A 15,929-nucleotide genomic window follows, 5' to 3' on the forward strand; every position below is an offset into this window, starting at 1 on the left:
TTATCTCGCGGGGCGCGCGGTCACGAAGCGCTTGCCGAGCGTGCGCAGCGCATGGCGCAGCACGAGGGCGAGCAGCAGATACGTGAACGTCGCGGCGGCGTAGGTTTCAAAAGAACGGAACGTGCGGCCCTGGATGAAGTCCGCCACATGCGAGAGGTCCATCAGCGCGATCTGCGAGCAGACGGAAGTCGTCAGCATCATGATGATGAACTGGCTCGTGAGCGCGGGCCATACCTTCTGCAATGCGGGCCGCAGCAGCACGTGACGGAAGGTTTGCAGGCGCGTCAGCGCGAGACTCGCGGCTGCTTCATGCTGGCCGCGCGGCGTCGCTGCAATCGCGCTGCGCAGGATCTCCGTTCCATATGCGCCGAAGTTGATCGTCACGGCCAACAGCGCGGCCTCGACGGCATCGAGCCTGACATGCAGTTGCGGCAAGCCGAAGAAAATGAAGAACAGTTGAATCAGGAACGGCGTGTTGCGGAACACTTCCACATAGGCACGCGTGATGGCGCGCGCCCACGGCTTGCCTTCCGCATGAATCCACGCACCGGCGATGCTCAGCGCAAAGCCGCCCAGGCCGCCGGCGATGCTGACTGCGAGCGTCATCGCCACGCCCTGGACGAGCAGGGGCAGATACGGCGCAATAACGCCGAAGTCGAATTGATAGGACATGGTCTGAAGCTATCCGGAGCGGATGCGGCGGAAGGGCGCTTCACTGCCCCATGCCACGCGAAGGAAGCGGATGAGGCAGCGGAGTGCGTCAGGGTTTTGCGTCGAGCGGCTGCTTGAGCCATTGACGCGACAACGCGTCGAGCTGGCCGCTGGCCTTCTGTGCCGCGAAGACGCTGTTGACGGCGGCCAGCATGGCGCTGTCGCCCTTGCGCACGGCGGCGCACACCGGCGAATCGATCAGCAGGAGCTTCTGTGCGAAATGCTTCTGCGGATTGTCGGCGAGCAGCTTCGCGCCGACGATGTTGCCCGTCGCGAGATATTCCGTCTGCCCGGACAGGAAGGCGGCCACTGCCGAACTGTTGTCCTGATAGCGCGAGAACAGCGTGCCGGCCGGCGCGTTCTTCGTGATGAAGAGGTCTTCCTGCGAGCCCGTCACCACGCCGATCTTCTTGTCCTTCAGGCCAGCGACGTCCGTCAGAGCATCGGCTTGCGGACCGAACACCGCCGTGTAGTACGGCGCGTACGGCGAGGTGAAGTCGATCACTTCCGCGCGCTGCGGATTCTTGCCGAGATTGAGTACGAGATCGACCTTGTTGGTTACCAGGAACGGAATCTTGTTGGCCATCGTCACCGGCACGATCTGCAGCTTCACATGCAGCGCGGCGGCAGTCAGCTTCGCCACTTCGACATCGTAGCCGTGCAGCTCCATGTCGCTGCCCACCGAGCCGAACGGCGCGTAATCCTGCGGCACCGCGACGCGGATCACACCGGTCTTCTTCACGGTGTCGAGCGTGTCGGCATGCGCGGCTGGGGCGTGACTCAGCAGCGCCATCGCGCCGGCAACCGACAACATGGCCGCACCCAGGCGGCGCTTGAACGTAGCGGTGAAACTCATTGTGCAAACTCCGGAATGGACTTCAGGAAGGCGTGGAAGGCTTCGTCGAATACAGCGGGGGTTTCCAGCATCGGCGAATGGCCGCTGTCGGTCATGGCGGCGAGCGTGCTGTTCGGCAGGCCATCCAGCAGGCGCTGAGCATGCTCCATCGTGCGGCCGCTGTCGTGCGCACCCCAGACCACCAGCGCGGGAAGCTGCACGCCCGGCAGATGCGGGCGCATGTCGGTTTCGATCAGCGAAGACTGGATGTCGATCATCGCCGTCAGCGGCGCGGCCTTGGCGCGCTCCACGTAGCCGTCGAAGAACGGCTGCGGCAGTTCGCGGAACCAGTGCGCGCTGATCTCGCGCATCGTTTCGATGCCGTCGTTCTCCAGTTGCGCAAGCAGCGCGCGGCCCAAAGCGTGATTGGTCATCGACGGACCCGTGCAGACCAGCACGATGCCGCCGAGCTTTTCCTGATAGCGCACGGCCGTCATCTGCGTGACGACGCCGCCCATCGAATGACCGACTACCACCGGCCGCTCCAGTTCGAGCCGGTCGATGAATGCCGCCACGCGGCGCGCGAGCGCTTCGATGGTGAAGCCGTCGGGCGGTGCGTCGGAGCGCAGGAAGTTGTCGATGGCGAGACCGCGATAGCCGGGCGGCAGCGCGTCGATGGTGCGTTGCCAGAGTTCGGACGAACTGCCGAAACCGCCGTGCAGGAAGATGACCGGGCGGCCTTCGCCACCGCTGTCGGTGTAGTGAACGCGGGCGCCGTCGAGTCGGATGATGGGCATGAAGTGCTCCTGGTTGGATGGAGCGAGTATCGGGCGGCAAAACCAGCGGGCCAACGCTCATTTTTATGATTTGACGCATATTTATGGCGCATGTAACTTTTTTGAGTCACGGGCCACCATTAAAAAACGGAACGCATGGAGAGTTTTCGCGCTATCGGGGAGCGCCTGAAGCTGCATCGCCAGCAATTGAAAATGACCGCCGATGAAGTCGCCGAGGCCATCGGCGTCTCGCGCGCGCTGCTGCACCGGTATGAAGCGGGCAATATCGTCAAGCTGGAGACGCTCGAAAGATTCGCGCGGGTATATGGCATGTCGCCGAGCACGCTGCTCGGGCTCGGCGCCGAATACCTGACCGACGGGTTCCGCTTTTTTGAGCGCGTCGCGAGCCTGGAAGAGAAGGCAGACCGGGTGTCAGTGGTGTTCGGGCCGCTGATCTACGTGCTGAGTTCGGCGGGTTACGACCGCTCGCTCGCGCGCAGCCTGCATGATCCACAGGACCTGGATCCGCTCACGCCGGCCGAAGGCAAGCGGCTGTTGCAGGTCCTGGAGCGGCGCAAGGCGATCTTTCGTTTTCGCCAGCCGGCGATGGTCAACATCGTTCCGTTGAGCAGCATCGAACGCTATCTTGCCAACGGACTCGCGGTGACGGCCGACAAGCCGTACGCCGAGCGCGCCGAACTCCGACGCGAGGCCGCGCGCGAGATCGGGCACATGGCGGACCTGATCGCTTCGCCGCCGATGCATGTGCAGATCGGCCTGACGACGCAGCCCTTGCCTACCTCCGGCTATCAGATCATTCATGCGGAAGGGCGGCGGTATCTCGTGAACAGCCCGTTCCGGATCGGCCAGCCGACCAACCTGCGCTATGGCGTCGGCACCATCACGGAAGATCCGGAGGCGCTGGCCAAGCACGATCATTTGACTGGAACGCTATGGCAAAGCGCGTTGAAGGGCGCGCAGGCGATGCACGAGCTGCACCGGCTCATCAAGAAGTATTCGGACTGAGTGTGATGCTTTGCGGGTGGGGGCGGTTCGCGGGTGCATCGTCTTGCGCGAACGCGAACCGCCTCCGGCATGATGCCCGTCAGTAGTAACGCCAGTGTCCTGGTATCCAGCGGCCATAAGGCCCATAGTGCGCAGGCACCCATACATAAGGGGGCCGCGCCACGACCGCTGGCGCAACCACCATAGGCGCGGGCGGTGCGACAACCACGGGCGCGGGCGGAGCGACCACGACCGGCGCGGGCGGAGCCGCCGTCACGACGGTGGCCGGCGCCACTACAGGTGCTGTCTGCGCGGGCGTCACGGTTGTATCAACAACGGCGGATGCCGCCACGGGTGCTGCCGTTATGGGGCCGACCAGCTGGCCACCGGGCGTGTCATACACGGCGCACCCGCCCAGTGCCGCGCCCAGACCCAGCGCGGTGATTACAACAAGCGTTTTCAAGATTTCGCCAGTCCAGCGATAAACAGTCGAGCCACGCGCCGCGAGCGCTCCCGCGGGATGCACGCGCGTAATGCAACGGGCAGGCCGGATCATCTCCAGTGTCCCGGGATCCAGCCGCCGTGAGGACCGTAATGCGCCGGCACCCATTGCGCGGCAGGCACGGGCTCCACTACACATCCGCCGAGCATTCCAGCCAATAAGGTCGAGACGACGAGTAAGGTGAATTGCTTGTTCATTAGAGTTCCAATGGCCCAAACCATGATGTGATCCGTTGATGCACCGTGATCCCGCTTACCACCGGCGATAGCCCCAGTGGTGATAAACGACCGGCGCATGCCATCCGTAATGCGGATGCCACCATCCCCAGCCAGCACCGACGTGATAGCGCCACAGATAGCCGGGGGCCGGCGCCACGCCTACGGGCGCGAGATAGGCCACGCCCGCCGGCGCGACCGCCGGCGGCGGGGCGACCACTACCGGAAGTGGCGGCGCGACCACGACAGCCGGCGGCGGCGCCACGATGACCTGCGCCTGGGCATTTGAAAAATAAAAAGCGCCTGCAAGCGCAAGAAGGGTGAGGGTGGCTTTCATGATCGGTTGAACCTCGTAGGACGTCTTCGACTTGATTTGCGCAATCACATTTCCGGGCGACGCGTTTTCTGGAGCGGTGGTGAGTCGCTTAAAAAAACCGCGCGCAAACATGACATCAGCCAATCGTGCTTATTACCTCGGACAGGAATTCCGTCGGCAATGGCTCTTTAACGTGGCTGTGCTTTGCGATCCGTCGCGTCCGTCGGGGCTTTCGTGTAACGGAATATTCTTCGCCGATAAATAGCGGAATGCGTTTCGAAAAATGAAACGTTGGGGAAGGGAAGAACTGCGGAATAGAAAAGATTGGAACGTGCGCTTGCTTGACCGCTCATGAAGCGGTCGCACCAAAGTTCGCGGGCGCAGTCGCGACTGCGTCCGGGCGCTCGTGTCTTCAGCGGCTTTGCAAGTCGAGGAGGAGTTGCATCAGCATCTCGTCGTGCAAGCATCCCTCGGCGAAGATCGCATTGCGTTCGAGGCCGAACTGCTCGAAGCCGAGCGATGCATAGAGCCGTATCGCAGCCGCATTGTCCGCATTCACGGTCAGGTTCAACTGGGTAACGCCCGGCGTGCGTTGCGCAAAGGCGATGGCTTCGCGGAGCAGGCTTCGGCTGACGCCTTTGCCTCGCATGTCCTGTGCGACATATACGCCCCAGACGAAGGCCTTGTGGCTCAACTTCCGCAGAGTCTCGCGCTTCACGCCTGCAATGCCGATCAGGCGCGCTCCTTCAAAGCAGCCGAACACGCCCTGGTCGTCGTTCGTCGTGAGCATGCGCTCGACCTGCGTAGGAGAGCGGTCCGCTTCTTCCTCATGACTGGATGCAAACGATGCCGGACATTCACTGAGTCCGGCGAGCCGCAGTGCCTGGAACGAGGAGGCGTCGGCGGCGGTGAGAAGTCGAACAGGCATGGAAGCTCCACGAGTCGATGAAACGGCACAGCGTCACAGATGCGCCCGCAGCCACTGCCACGCGAGCGGTCCGCAGATCACGCCCCAGGTCATGACGCCGATCAAAAGCGCCACGGTCACCGCCGCGCTGCCGCAGTCCTTCGCGCGGCCGGACAGTTCATGGCGCTCCAGCGAGATGCGGTCGATGGCCGCCTCGATGCTCGAATTGATCAACTCGACCAGCAGCACGAGCAGCACCGAGGCAGCCAGCAAGATGCGCTCGGCGCTCGTGACCGGCACGAGAAACGCGATCGGCAGCAGGATCACCGCGATGCATACCTCCTGGCGGAACGCGCTTTCCTCGCGCCACGTCGCGACGATGCCGTCACGCGAATGGCGCAGCGCGAAGAAGCCGCGCAGCAAGCCGCTGCGTTTGCCGTTGCCCGGACTGGAATGAGGCGTGTCCTTGGACGATGACGATGACCGCGAAGATGAAGTGGGACGAACCATGACGCGTAGGTGGCGTGGAAGCTGAACGAACATCATGCCACGGGCCGCACGTCGCACGTGACTGACCCGTCTGTCCCGCCATCGCGCGGCTGCTCAGAACGGCTTGTACGGCAGGAACTTGCCGTCCAGCGTGATCACCGCGCGTGATCCGCCTTCCGGATCCTCCACCTTCTTGATGTCGATACGGAAGTTGATCGCGCTGATGATGCCGTCGCCGAACTGTTCATGCACGAGCGCCTTCAGCGTCGTGCCGTAGACCTGCACCATTTCGTAGAAACGGTAGATGGTCGGGTCGGTCGGCACGTTGCCGGGAATGCTGCCGCGCAGGGGAATGGTTTGCAGCAGCGCGGCGGCGTCGCCGTCCATGCCGAGCTTTTCGGCGACGCTGTGCGCGGCCTGTTCCGGCAGCGGATGCTGGCCGAGTATCGCCGCCGTGACGTAGGGCACGCTCAGTCCGGTGCCTTCCGCGAGTTCGGCATAGGTCAGGCCAAGACGCGCCTTGGCCGCGACGAGCGCCTCGCTCAGCGTGGCGCGCGACAACTGCGAGATCTGCGATTGCATGAGGTTTCCTCCGGTCGATTCAAACAGCGGGATGCACAGTTGAACACTTCAAAAATCCGTGCGTCCGTGTTTCGAAGCCACGCTGAACCGCGGCGAATATTGTCCGGCTTACAATCCGTGCAACCCGCATTCAGTTTTTTCCGGAACGATGTTCGCACCCGCCTCGCAGTTCGCGCTGCGCGCCAAGCAACGAGAGATCGCCGCGTTGCAGCTGCTGGCCGACCGTATCGAACTCGTCGATCTCATCGGCCGCACCATTCACGTCCTGCAACGCGAGCGCGGCATCACGAGCATTTTTCTCGCGTCCAGCGGCAAGCGCTTCAGCGAAGAACGCATGACGGCGCGCGGCGAGCTTGGGCCGCTCATCGCGCAATTGCAGACGCATCTCGAACTCCAACTCGCGCCGGAGCGCGCTGCGTCGTCGCGCATGCTCGCGCTGATCGCGTGGGTGCTGCTCGATCTCGACTCGCTCGATGCATTACGCGGACGGATCGATCGTCGCAGCCTGTCCGCGCCGTCATCCGTGCTGGCCTTCAGCAAGGTCATCGGCGGCCTGATGGAGCTCGTGTTCCAGCTCGCCGACGGCGCGCCCGAGCCGGCCATCTCGCGGCTGCTCGTCGCGCTGGTGCATGTGGTGCAGGGCAAGGAAGAAGCCGGGCAGGAACGCGCGGTGGGCGCGCACATGTTCGCGTCGGGCGGCTTCCCGGCCGACCAGCAGCAACGCTTGCTTCATCTGATCCACGCACAGGACCGCAGTCTCGAAGTCTTCGAGAATTTCGCCGCTGCCGCCCAGGCCGACTGGTGGACAAGCCGTGCACTCACGCCGCATGCCGGCGCGCTGATGCGGCTGCGGCGCATCCTGTGCGGCGCGCAGGCGGGCGAGACGCTCGATGCATCGCTGACCGAATCCTGGTTCGATGCCAGCAGTGCGCGCATCACCGACCTGTGGCATCTGCAACTCGCGCTGACGGCGCTCGGCCGCGCGGCGTGCGATGCCTCCATCGCGCTCGCACAACAGGCGCTGCGCGACTCCGAAGCGCTGTTGCAGGCGTTGCGCGACACGCCGCCCACGCACGCGCAGGCGCTCGATCATTTCTTCGCAGGCGACGGCGCGCCAGTCTCGTCGGACACGCTGACCGGCGCGGACCGCGCGACGGTCAGCAGCCTGAAGTCGGTGCTGGAGGCGCAGTCGGCACGGCTGGCACGCATGGAAGTCGAACTCGACGAAGCACGCCGCGCACTGCATGAACGCAAGCTCGTGCAGCGGGCGAAGCATGCGTTGATGGTGCGTCATGGTCTCAGCGAGGACGTCGCCTTCAGGCTGTTGCAGAAGACCTCGATGGACCGCAACCGTTCGCTCGTGGAGCTTGCCGAAGAATTCCTGATCGCGCCGGAGACGGTGAGCTTCTCGCCGCGTCATGCACGGCCGGACAAGCGCTCTTCCTGAGCACGCCTGCACTAGATTGGTCCCGCGCGATGCCTCAAAGCACTTCGTCAGTGCAACCGCGAACACACGCACCGCAAGCAAGCCCTGTCATACCGTCATGAACGTCGCCTGGTATGGAAGGTGCTTTTAGAGGCCATCAAGCTAACGGTGGTTTGATCGTCGCGCAGGCAACACGCTGCGCGTCAACCCGTGGATAACGAAGTCCGCGCACAAGGTCACGCATGTGAATGCGTTGCCCGTGCGCGGTTTTTTTTTGGCTTTTCAAAGCGAGTACAACCATGGCCTACCTGTCTCCCGCCGAGTTCGTTCCGAAGATGATCGATGCCGGCGAGTCCAAGCTCCTGATGTCCACCCGCGACACGCTGATCCGCGCCTACATGGCCGGCGCCATTCTCGCGCTGGCGGCGGCGTTCGCGGTGAGCATCACCATCAACACGGGCAATGCGCTGGTCGGCTCGCTGCTGTTTCCCGTGGGCTTCTGCATGCTGTATCTGCTGGGCTTCGACCTGCTCACCGGCGTGTTCACGCTCGCGCCGCTGGCCGTACTCGATGGCCGTCCCGGCGCGACATGGGGCGGCGTGATGCGCAACTGGTCGCTGGTGTTCATCGGCAACTTCGCGGGCGCGCTCACCGTGGCCCTGTTCATGGCCATCATCTTCACGTTCGGCTTCTCGGAAGCGCCGAACGCCATCGGGCACAAGATCGGCGGGATCGGCGAGGCCCGCACGCTGGGTTATGCGGCGCACGGCGCGGCGGGCATGCTGACGCTCTTCATTCGCGGCGTGATGTGCAACTGGATGGTGTCCACCGGCGTGGTGGCGGCGATGCTGTCGACTTCGGTCACCGGCAAGGTCGTCGCGATGTGGATGCCCATTCTCGTGTTCTTCTACATGGGCTTCGAGCACTCGGTCGTCAACATGTTCCTGTTTCCGTCGGGCCTGATGCTCGGCGGTCACTTCACGCTGATGGACTACCTCTTGTGGAACGAGATTCCCACGGTGCTCGGGAATCTGGTCGGCGGTTTGACGTTCGTCGGCGCGACGCTCTATAGCACGCACTACAAGACCGCGCCGGCGCGTACGCCGGGTGCGCGCGGCGTGCGGGTGAGCAAGGCCTGAGCGCCAGACGCCCTGATGGAGGGCGGCAGAAGCCGCTTGAAGCACGCCCTCCGCGCCGTTGAATTTCATTCAACAAGTCATTTCTTTTTTGAACTGGCCGGTCCCAACCCGGCTGATTAACCTGATCGAAGTCGAGTCAGGCGAAGCCCGATCTCGCCGATGAACCCCTTCGAACAGGTGAGACATGAACGGATTGAAAAGGCTGGGCGCGGCATGCGCGTGCGTCGTTGCATCGCTTGCGGCGATGCCCGCGCATGCCGTGAACTGGGACTTCGCGACCGCCAATGCGCCCGGCAATTACCAGACGAAACTGGACGAAAAATTTGCGGCTGCTGTGGCCGCGGCCACGCAGAACGACGTGCAGATTTCCGTTCACGCCGGCGGACAACTGGGCTTCAAGGGCCCTGAAATGCTCGGCGTGATCCGCGACGGACTCGTGCCGATCGGCTCGTTCCAGTTCGCGCAGCAAGTGGGCGTCTCGCCCGTTCTCGGCGCGTCCTCCGTGCCGTATCTGGTGTCCGGCTTCGACGAGATGAAGACCTTCCGCATCGTCTCGAAGCCCTACTACGACGCCGAATTCAAGAAGTTCAACCAGAAGCTGCTGTTCACGATTCCGTGGCCCGGCCAGAACATTTTCTCGAAGGCCGAACTGGCGAATGCGGACACCTTCCGCTCGATGAAGATCCGCACCACCGACCGCAACGGCAGCGACTTCTTCCGCAGCCTGGGGGCGTCGCCCGCGCAGATTCCGTGGGGCGAAGTGGTGCCGGCGCTGTCGACGGGCGTGATCAACAGTGTGTCGACGTCCACTTCGTCGGCGGTGGATGGTCAGTTCTGGGACTTCCAGAAGTTCTGCAACGTCGTCAACTGGCAATCGAACTTCGAAGGCGTCACGGTCAATCTCGACGCATGGAACAAGCTCAGCCCGAAAGACCAGAAAGCGATCGAAGAGGTCGCCGCGAAGCTCGAGCCTGAGTTCTGGGAAGCGGCGCGGGAAGAAGACACGCGCAACTTCACGATGCTCAAGGCCAAGGGCATGGCGATCTATACGCCGCCCGCCGATGTGCGCAATGCCATGGCGGCGAAGGGGAAGGCGAGCTGGACCGCCTTCGAGCAAGCCGTGCCCGCTGCCCGGCCGCTGCTGGATCAATACCTGAAGGCGGCCGGCAAGTAAGCCGCCGCATCTTGTTTCTCGCACCGGCCACGGACCGAAGCGGAGCGAATCAATCATGGAAAACATCGAATCAGGCGCCCACGTCACGGGCTCCCGGGGCCGTGCGTTCGCGCAGAAGGCGCTGCTCGCGATCGACACGCTCGCGCGGCTCGACGGCTGGCTCGGCGCGCTGTGCCTGTTTCTGCTGTGCCTGCTGATGATCGCGGGCATCGTCGTGCGGACGCTGTCGAGCGTGGTCAGCTGGCTGCCTAAGGACATCCCGATTGCATGGGAATACAGCTCGTACCTGATGGCCGTGACCTTCACGTTCGGCGCGGCGCTCACCTTGCGGGCCGGCGGCCACATTCGCGTGCGGGTGTTGCTGTCGAACGCGTCGCCCGCCGTGGTGACGGCGCTCGAATGCATCTCGAGCGCGGCGGGCCTTGCCTTTGCCACGTTCTTCTCCATCGCGATGACGCACTTCTCGTATCAGGCCTACACGCTCGACGAACGCTCGCTCGCCAGCAATACGCCGCTGTGGATACCGGAAGCGCTGGTCGCTTTCGGCGCGATGCTGCTCGCGTTGCAACTGCTCGCGCGTCTCGGCCAGCTGTTGCTTGGCGAGCCGGTCGAAGACAAGAACCTGATCCGCTGAGCGCAGCGTCGATCACACGGAGGTAACGCATATGGGAACCGTACTGGCCACGATGGGCGTGCTGCTGTTCGGCGGGCTGTCCATCGGTATCTGGGTCGGACTGACGCTGGCGATCACCGGCTCGCTCGCGCTCTTCATCTTCAAGTCGATTCCGGTCGACCGCCTCGTCGCGCAATATGCGTGGAACGTGATGACCACGCAGGAACTGCTGGCGCTGCCGCTCTTCATCGTGATGGGCGAGATCCTGTTCCGCACGCGCATTTCCACGTCGCTGTTCAAGGGACTCGCGCCATGGGCCAGCCTGTTGCCCGGCAAGCTGCTGCATTCGAACGTGATCGGCTGCTCCCTGTTCGCGGCGATCTCCGGGTCCTCGGCCGCGACGACGCAGATCGTCGGACGCGTGACGCTCGCCGAACTCGACCGCCGTCACTATGACCGCCGCATCTCGATGGGCAGTCTCGCGGGCGCAGGCACGCTGGGTTTCCTGGTGCCGCCCTCGAACATCATGATCGTGTACGGCGTGCTCGCGCAGGTGTCGGTGCTGAAGCTGTTCGCGGCCGGACTCGTGCCCGCGATCCTGCTGGCGTCCTGCTTCATGGCGTGGATCATGATTCACACGACGTGGAACAAGAAACTGATCCCCGAGGAAGAGAGCATGGCGACATTGCCGTGGAGCGAACGCTGGGCTTCGCTCAGGCATCTCGCGCCGGTCTCGCTGCTCATCGGGGCGGTGCTCGGCAGCATGTACGGCGGGCTGGTCACGCCGTCCGAGGCCGCGGCGGCCGGAGTGGTGGGCGCGCTGGCGATTGCCGGATTCCAGCGCGACCTGAGCGTCGCCAAGCTCAAGGAAGTGGGCCTCGGCGCGGTGAAGACCTGCTCGATGATCGCGCTGATCATCCTGGGCGCGTCGATCCTCGGCAGCGCCTCGGCGTTCCTCGGCGTCGGGCAGGCGGCGGCGTCGTTCGTGCACCAGCTGCATCTGTCGCCGTTCGCGCTGCTGTTCGTGCTGTTCATCGGCTACATCCTGCTCGGCTCCTTCCTGGAAGGATTTTCCATCATCGTCATCACCTTGCCCATCGTCCTGCCGATGGTGCTCGCCGCCGGCTTCAACGCGATCTGGTTCGGCATCTTTCTCGTGATCGCCGTCGAGATCGTGCAGGTGCATCCGCCCATCGGCTTCAACCTGTTCGTGATCCAGGGCATCACCGGCGAGAAGCTGTCCGTCATCACGAAAGCCACGCTGCCGTACCTCGCGCTGCTCATCCTGTTCGGCATCGCGCTGATTGCGTTTCCGCAGATCGCGCTGTGGCTGCCCGAACACCTCGGCATGAAATGAACGCCACGACCCTTCGCCCATTGCATCGTCAAATGAAAAACACCATGACGTCCAGGTTTGCTGTTTCAGTGGATATCGGTGGCACCTTCACCGACTTTGTCGTGCTCGACCACGAGACGCACCGCGTGACCACCGCGAAGGTGCTGAGCACGCCGCCGAGCCCGGAAGAGGCCATCTTCGCGGGTTTCGACCATCTGCGCGACGACGCGCACCTCGATCTCGCCGCTTGCGACGTGTTCCTGCACGCCACCACGGTCATTACCAATGCCGTGATCGAGCGGCGCGGTCACGACTTCATCCTGCTGCATACCGAAGGCTTCGGCACGACGCTGGAGACCGGCCGTGAGCATCGCTACAACGTGTCCAACCTGCGGCTCGCGTTTCCGAAGCCGTTGACGAAGCATCGGCTGAAGGTGCCGGTGCGGGAGCGCGTGGCCTATGACGGCGACGTCGTGCAGCAGCCGGACAAGCACGCGTTGCTGGCGGACGTGCGGCGGCTGACCCAGGACACCGGCATCCGCAACTTCGCCATCTGTTTCCTGCATGCGTTTCAAAATCCCGCCAACGAACGGCTGGTCGAAGCCTGGCTGCTCGAAGCTTTTCCGGATGCGGTGGTCTCGGTGTCCAGCGCGCTCGCGCCGCGCTCCGGCGAATACGAACGCTGGATGACCTGCGCGGTGAACGCGTTCACCAAGCCGTTGCTGGCGCAATACGTGACGCGTCTGGATGCCGGCGCGCGCGAGAAGGGTTTCGAAGGCCGTCTGCTGATGATGACGTCCTCGGGCCTGCCCTTGCCGATCGATCACTGCGTGCGCGCGCCGGTGCGGCTGATCGAATCCGGGCCGGCGGCGGGCGTGCTGGCGGCGCGCGAGATCGCCGCGCGCAACGCGCCCGACGATGCCGCGCCGGACGCGCACACCGTGCTCGCCTACGACATGGGCGGCACGACCGCCAAGGGCGCGTTCCTGATCGGCGGGAAGGTGGACGTGCAGGCCGGGCTCGAAGTGGCGCGTGAAGGCGCGTTCGAAGCGGGCAGCGGCTTCCCGCTGATGATCCCGGCGCTGGATCTGATCGAGATCGGCGCGGGCGGCGGCAGCATCGCGGAGATCGACGAACGCGGCGCGCTCTCGGTCGGACCACGCAGCGCGGGTGCGGCGCCGGGACCGGCGTGCTATGCGCGCGGCGGCACCGAAGCCACTGTCACGGACGCGAACCTGTTCCTCGGCTTTCTGGGCGAAGCCAACTTTCGCAACAGCGGCATCGAGGCGACGCGCATGGAAGCGCAGCGGGTCATCGAAGAGCGGATTGCGCGGCCGCTCGGGATCGCCGTGGAACGCGCGGCGCTCGGCATCCACCGCACGATCAACGAGAACGTGGCTCGTGCGTTTCGCGTGCATGCGGCGGAACGGGGTGTCGATTACCGGCGGGCCACGCTGGTCTGCACCGGCGGTTCATCGCCGGTACACGCGCTGCCCATTGCCCGTCTGCTGTCGATCCGCCGGGTGATCTTTCCGTTCGCCGCGGGCGTGGCATCGGCGATGGGTCAGTTCGCGAGCAGCGAAGGCATCGTGCTGCAACAGACGCGCAAGATGAACCTCGCGGATGTGGACGATGACGTGATTCGCCGCGCCGTTGATGCGCTCATCGCTGCCGAGCCGTATGCGCGGCAACTCGTGTCGGGCGGCGCGCAGACCAGCGTGAAGCTCGGCATGCGCTACGAGGGGCAGGATTCCGAGGTGACGGTCGAGATATCCGCTGAAGGACGTTATCTCGATGCGGCCGCGATCCGCACGCGCTTTCTTGCCGCGTACAAGGACATCTTCGGCCTGAACTTCGCCGACTACGGTATCGAGATCAGCACCTGGGAGGTCGAGGTGTCGATGCCGGAGCAGCTCAAGTCCGTGCGCCGCTTCACCTACGACGCGCTGACGCCCGCCGCGCAGCAGGAGAAGGCGCCACGCGCCTGCTACATCAGCGACGGCGAACGCGACACCTGGACCGACGTGCCCGTGTTCAACCGCTATGCATTGCCGGTCGGCTGGGCGCGGACGGGTCCGGCGCTGATCGAGGAGAACGACACGACCCTCTACATTCCCGCTTACGCGCACGCTCGTGTGGCGCCGACGCTCGACCTCATCGCGGAGATCATGCAGTGACAACCCCAATCAACATGGACCCGGTGGATGCCGGCATCATCTGGTCGCGCTTCGTTTCCGTCGCCGACGAAATGGTCTCGGCCATGGAGCGCACCGCCTTCTCGACGATGGTGCGGGCCAGCGGCGATTTCTCCTGCATGCTGTTCGATGCACGCGGCCGTCTGATCGCGCAGGGCGCGACCAGCGTGCCGTCATTCACCGGCACGGGTCCGAGCACGCTGGGCCACATGCTCGACGCGTTCGATGCAGCCACGCTGCGCGACGGCGACGTCATCGTAACCAATGATCCGTGGATCGGCACCGGGCATACCTTCGACATCAACGTGATGAAGCCGGTGTTTCATGAGGGCGCGCTGGTCGGGTATTGCCTGACCGTGTCGCATCTGGCGGATGTCGGCGGCGTGGGGATGGGTTCAGTCGCACGCGACGTCTACGAGGAAGGCTTCTCGCTCCCGCCGGTCAAGTTGTACGAGGCGGGCGTGGAGAACCGCTTCGTGATCGAGTTCATCCGGAACAACGTGCGTACCGTCGATTACGTGCTCGGCGACATCTACTGCAACATCGCGGCCTGCAACGTGGGCGCGCAGGGGCTCGTCAGGATTCTCGCGGAGCACGGGCTCGCCACGACGACGGAGGCCGCCGACGCCATCTTCGCCCTGACGCGCAAGTCGATCCTCGCGAAGCTCGAAGCGATGCCGAAGGGGCGCTATGCGGCCACGATCCCGGTCGAAGGCGGCAGCGACTTCCCGGACATTACGCTGGCCGTCGCGGTGACGCTGAGCGACGCGGGCTTCGCTTATGACTTCGCCGGCACGGACCCCGTGGTGGCGCGCGGCGTGAATGTGCCGCTGTGCTACACGCGGGCGTTCTGCTACTTCTGCACCAAGGTGCTGGTGGCGCCGAACATCCCGAACAACCAGGCGATCCTGGACTTCGTCACCATCGATGCCCCGGACAACTGCATCCTGAACGCGCTGCGTCCGAACCCGACCGGCGCGCGCCATGTGTTCGGGCATTTTGTCGGGCCGTTGATCTTCAATGCGCTCGCCGATGCTTTTCCGCACGACGTGCAGGCCGACTCGGGCATGGTGTTCCAGATGAACCTGCGCGGCCAGACGCGCGCGGGCAAGCCGTATTCGTCCATCTACTTTTCGGCGGGCGGCTATGGCGCGCTGCTGGGCTACGACGGCCGCGCGGCACTGCCGGCGCCGGCCAATATCATCGGCGGCTCGGTGGAGTTCTGGGAGCAGCAGATCAGTTGCACGTTCCTGCGCAAGGAAGTGCTGGAGGACACCGGCGGACCCGGCGAGTATCAGGGCGGCAACGGCCAGGTCTTTGCGATCCGCAACGACACCGGCCGGCCGCTGGAAGCGTCGTTCATGGCGTCGCGCACGCGCATCGCGGCGAAGGGTTTTGCAGGCGCGCAGCCGGGCGCGCACCGGCGGGTGATCGTGGATGGCGTGGAGACCGATCCGAAGGCGCGCGTGCTGATTCCGGACGGCGGCATCGTCGAGATTCGCGATGCGGGCGGGGGCGGTTTCGGCGATCCCGCGCGGCGGCCGGTTGCGCGCATCGCGGCGGACCTCGATGCGGGCCTCGTCAGCGCGCAGTTCGTCGCGGCGAATTATCCGCGGCAGTCGCGCGAACTTGCCTGAAGCCATCGTCTGAAACGTTGGCAAAGCGCCGATACAATCGGCATGCGGCGCTCCCCGACAACTCTCGAAGA

At 64.3% G+C, this 15,929-nt stretch carries 16 protein-coding genes; 8 read left to right on the forward strand and 8 right to left on the reverse strand.

The annotated features are described in order from the left end of the window. The 3 genes from QCE64_RS16560 to QCE64_RS16570 all read right to left on the reverse strand — a co-directional run bounded on the left by QCE64_RS16560 (position 1) and on the right by QCE64_RS16570 (position 2,343). A complete protein-coding gene (locus tag QCE64_RS16560) occupies positions 1-672 on the reverse strand; it encodes an amino acid ABC transporter permease (protein ID WP_310004878.1) in 672 nt (223 codons plus the stop codon). A gap of 88 nt (positions 673-760) precedes the next feature. After that, entirely contained in the window at positions 761-1,567 is an 807-nt protein-coding gene (locus QCE64_RS16565) for a transporter substrate-binding domain-containing protein (RefSeq protein ID WP_309921311.1), read from the reverse strand. Continuing rightward, a complete protein-coding gene (locus QCE64_RS16570) occupies positions 1,564-2,343 on the reverse strand; it encodes an alpha/beta hydrolase (RefSeq protein WP_310004881.1) in 780 nt (259 codons plus the stop codon). The genes QCE64_RS16565 and QCE64_RS16570 overlap by 4 nt, the downstream gene beginning before the upstream one ends. A 135-nt stretch (positions 2,344-2,478) precedes the next feature. On the opposite strand from QCE64_RS16570, the gene QCE64_RS16575 reads away from it, so the two are divergent. Next, the gene (locus QCE64_RS16575) at positions 2,479-3,348 is read left to right on the forward strand and encodes a helix-turn-helix transcriptional regulator (protein WP_310004883.1); all 870 of its coding nucleotides are present in this window, start codon (positions 2,479-2,481) and stop codon (positions 3,346-3,348) included. 79 nt (positions 3,349-3,427) lie between these two features. Here QCE64_RS16575 and QCE64_RS16580 read toward each other — a convergent pair whose 3' ends face one another. From QCE64_RS16580 to cynS, 5 genes are all read right to left on the reverse strand, one after another. After that, entirely contained in the window at positions 3,428-3,790 is a 363-nt protein-coding gene (locus QCE64_RS16580; RefSeq protein ID WP_310004885.1) for a hypothetical protein, read from the reverse strand. Between the two features lie 291 nt (positions 3,791-4,081). Continuing rightward, positions 4,082-4,381, reverse strand: a complete 300-nt coding sequence (locus QCE64_RS16585) for a hypothetical protein (protein WP_309921320.1) — start codon at positions 4,379-4,381, stop codon at positions 4,082-4,084. A 391-nt stretch (positions 4,382-4,772) separates the two neighbouring features. Next, positions 4,773-5,288, reverse strand: coding sequence for a GNAT family N-acetyltransferase (locus QCE64_RS16590; protein WP_310004887.1), 516 nt, complete (start codon positions 5,286-5,288; stop codon positions 4,773-4,775). A gap of 33 nt (positions 5,289-5,321) precedes the next feature. Then, a complete protein-coding gene (locus QCE64_RS16595; protein WP_310004888.1) occupies positions 5,322-5,777 on the reverse strand; it encodes a diacylglycerol kinase in 456 nt (151 codons plus the stop codon). A 93-nt stretch (positions 5,778-5,870) separates the two neighbouring features. Next, on the reverse strand, positions 5,871-6,338 hold the full coding sequence (gene cynS, locus QCE64_RS16600) for a cyanase (RefSeq protein ID WP_309921329.1): 468 nt from the start codon (positions 6,336-6,338) through the stop codon (positions 5,871-5,873). Between the two features lie 148 nt (positions 6,339-6,486). Here cynS and QCE64_RS16605 point away from each other — a divergent pair, with 148 nt between their 5' ends. The 7 genes from QCE64_RS16605 to QCE64_RS16635 all read left to right on the forward strand — a co-directional run bounded on the left by QCE64_RS16605 (position 6,487) and on the right by QCE64_RS16635 (position 15,858). Beyond that, positions 6,487-7,785, forward strand: a complete 1,299-nt coding sequence (locus QCE64_RS16605) for a nitrate- and nitrite sensing domain-containing protein (protein WP_309921331.1) — start codon at positions 6,487-6,489, stop codon at positions 7,783-7,785. Between the two features lie 278 nt (positions 7,786-8,063). Next, on the forward strand, positions 8,064-8,903 hold the full coding sequence (locus QCE64_RS16610) for a formate/nitrite transporter family protein (protein ID WP_309814169.1): 840 nt from the start codon (positions 8,064-8,066) through the stop codon (positions 8,901-8,903). 184 nt (positions 8,904-9,087) lie between these two features. Then, positions 9,088-10,077, forward strand: a complete 990-nt coding sequence (locus tag QCE64_RS16615; RefSeq protein WP_310004891.1) for a TRAP transporter substrate-binding protein — start codon at positions 9,088-9,090, stop codon at positions 10,075-10,077. A 55-nt stretch (positions 10,078-10,132) separates the two neighbouring features. Then, positions 10,133-10,711 carry a TRAP transporter small permease gene (locus QCE64_RS16620; RefSeq protein WP_309921338.1) on the forward strand — a complete coding sequence of 193 codons (579 nt, stop codon included), beginning with the start codon at positions 10,133-10,135 and terminating at the stop codon, positions 10,709-10,711. Positions 10,712-10,742: 31 nt separating this feature from the next. Then, entirely contained in the window at positions 10,743-12,047 is a 1,305-nt protein-coding gene (locus tag QCE64_RS16625; protein ID WP_309921340.1) for a TRAP transporter large permease subunit, read from the forward strand. 44 nt (positions 12,048-12,091) lie between these two features. Then, positions 12,092-14,203: a hydantoinase/oxoprolinase family protein gene (locus QCE64_RS16630; RefSeq protein WP_310004894.1), complete on the forward strand. Its 2,112-nt coding sequence runs from the start codon at positions 12,092-12,094 to the stop codon at positions 14,201-14,203. After that, positions 14,200-15,858 (forward strand): hydantoinase B/oxoprolinase family protein, encoded by a 1,659-nt coding sequence (locus QCE64_RS16635; protein WP_309921346.1) that lies wholly within the window; start codon positions 14,200-14,202, stop codon positions 15,856-15,858. Before QCE64_RS16630 ends, QCE64_RS16635 begins: the two co-directional genes overlap by 4 nt. The last annotated feature ends 71 nt before the right edge of the window (positions 15,859-15,929 follow it).

The sequence above is a fragment of the Caballeronia sp. LZ043 genome (assembly GCF_031451075.1).
In the GTDB taxonomy this organism is placed as follows: Bacteria; Pseudomonadota; Gammaproteobacteria; order Burkholderiales; family Burkholderiaceae; genus Caballeronia.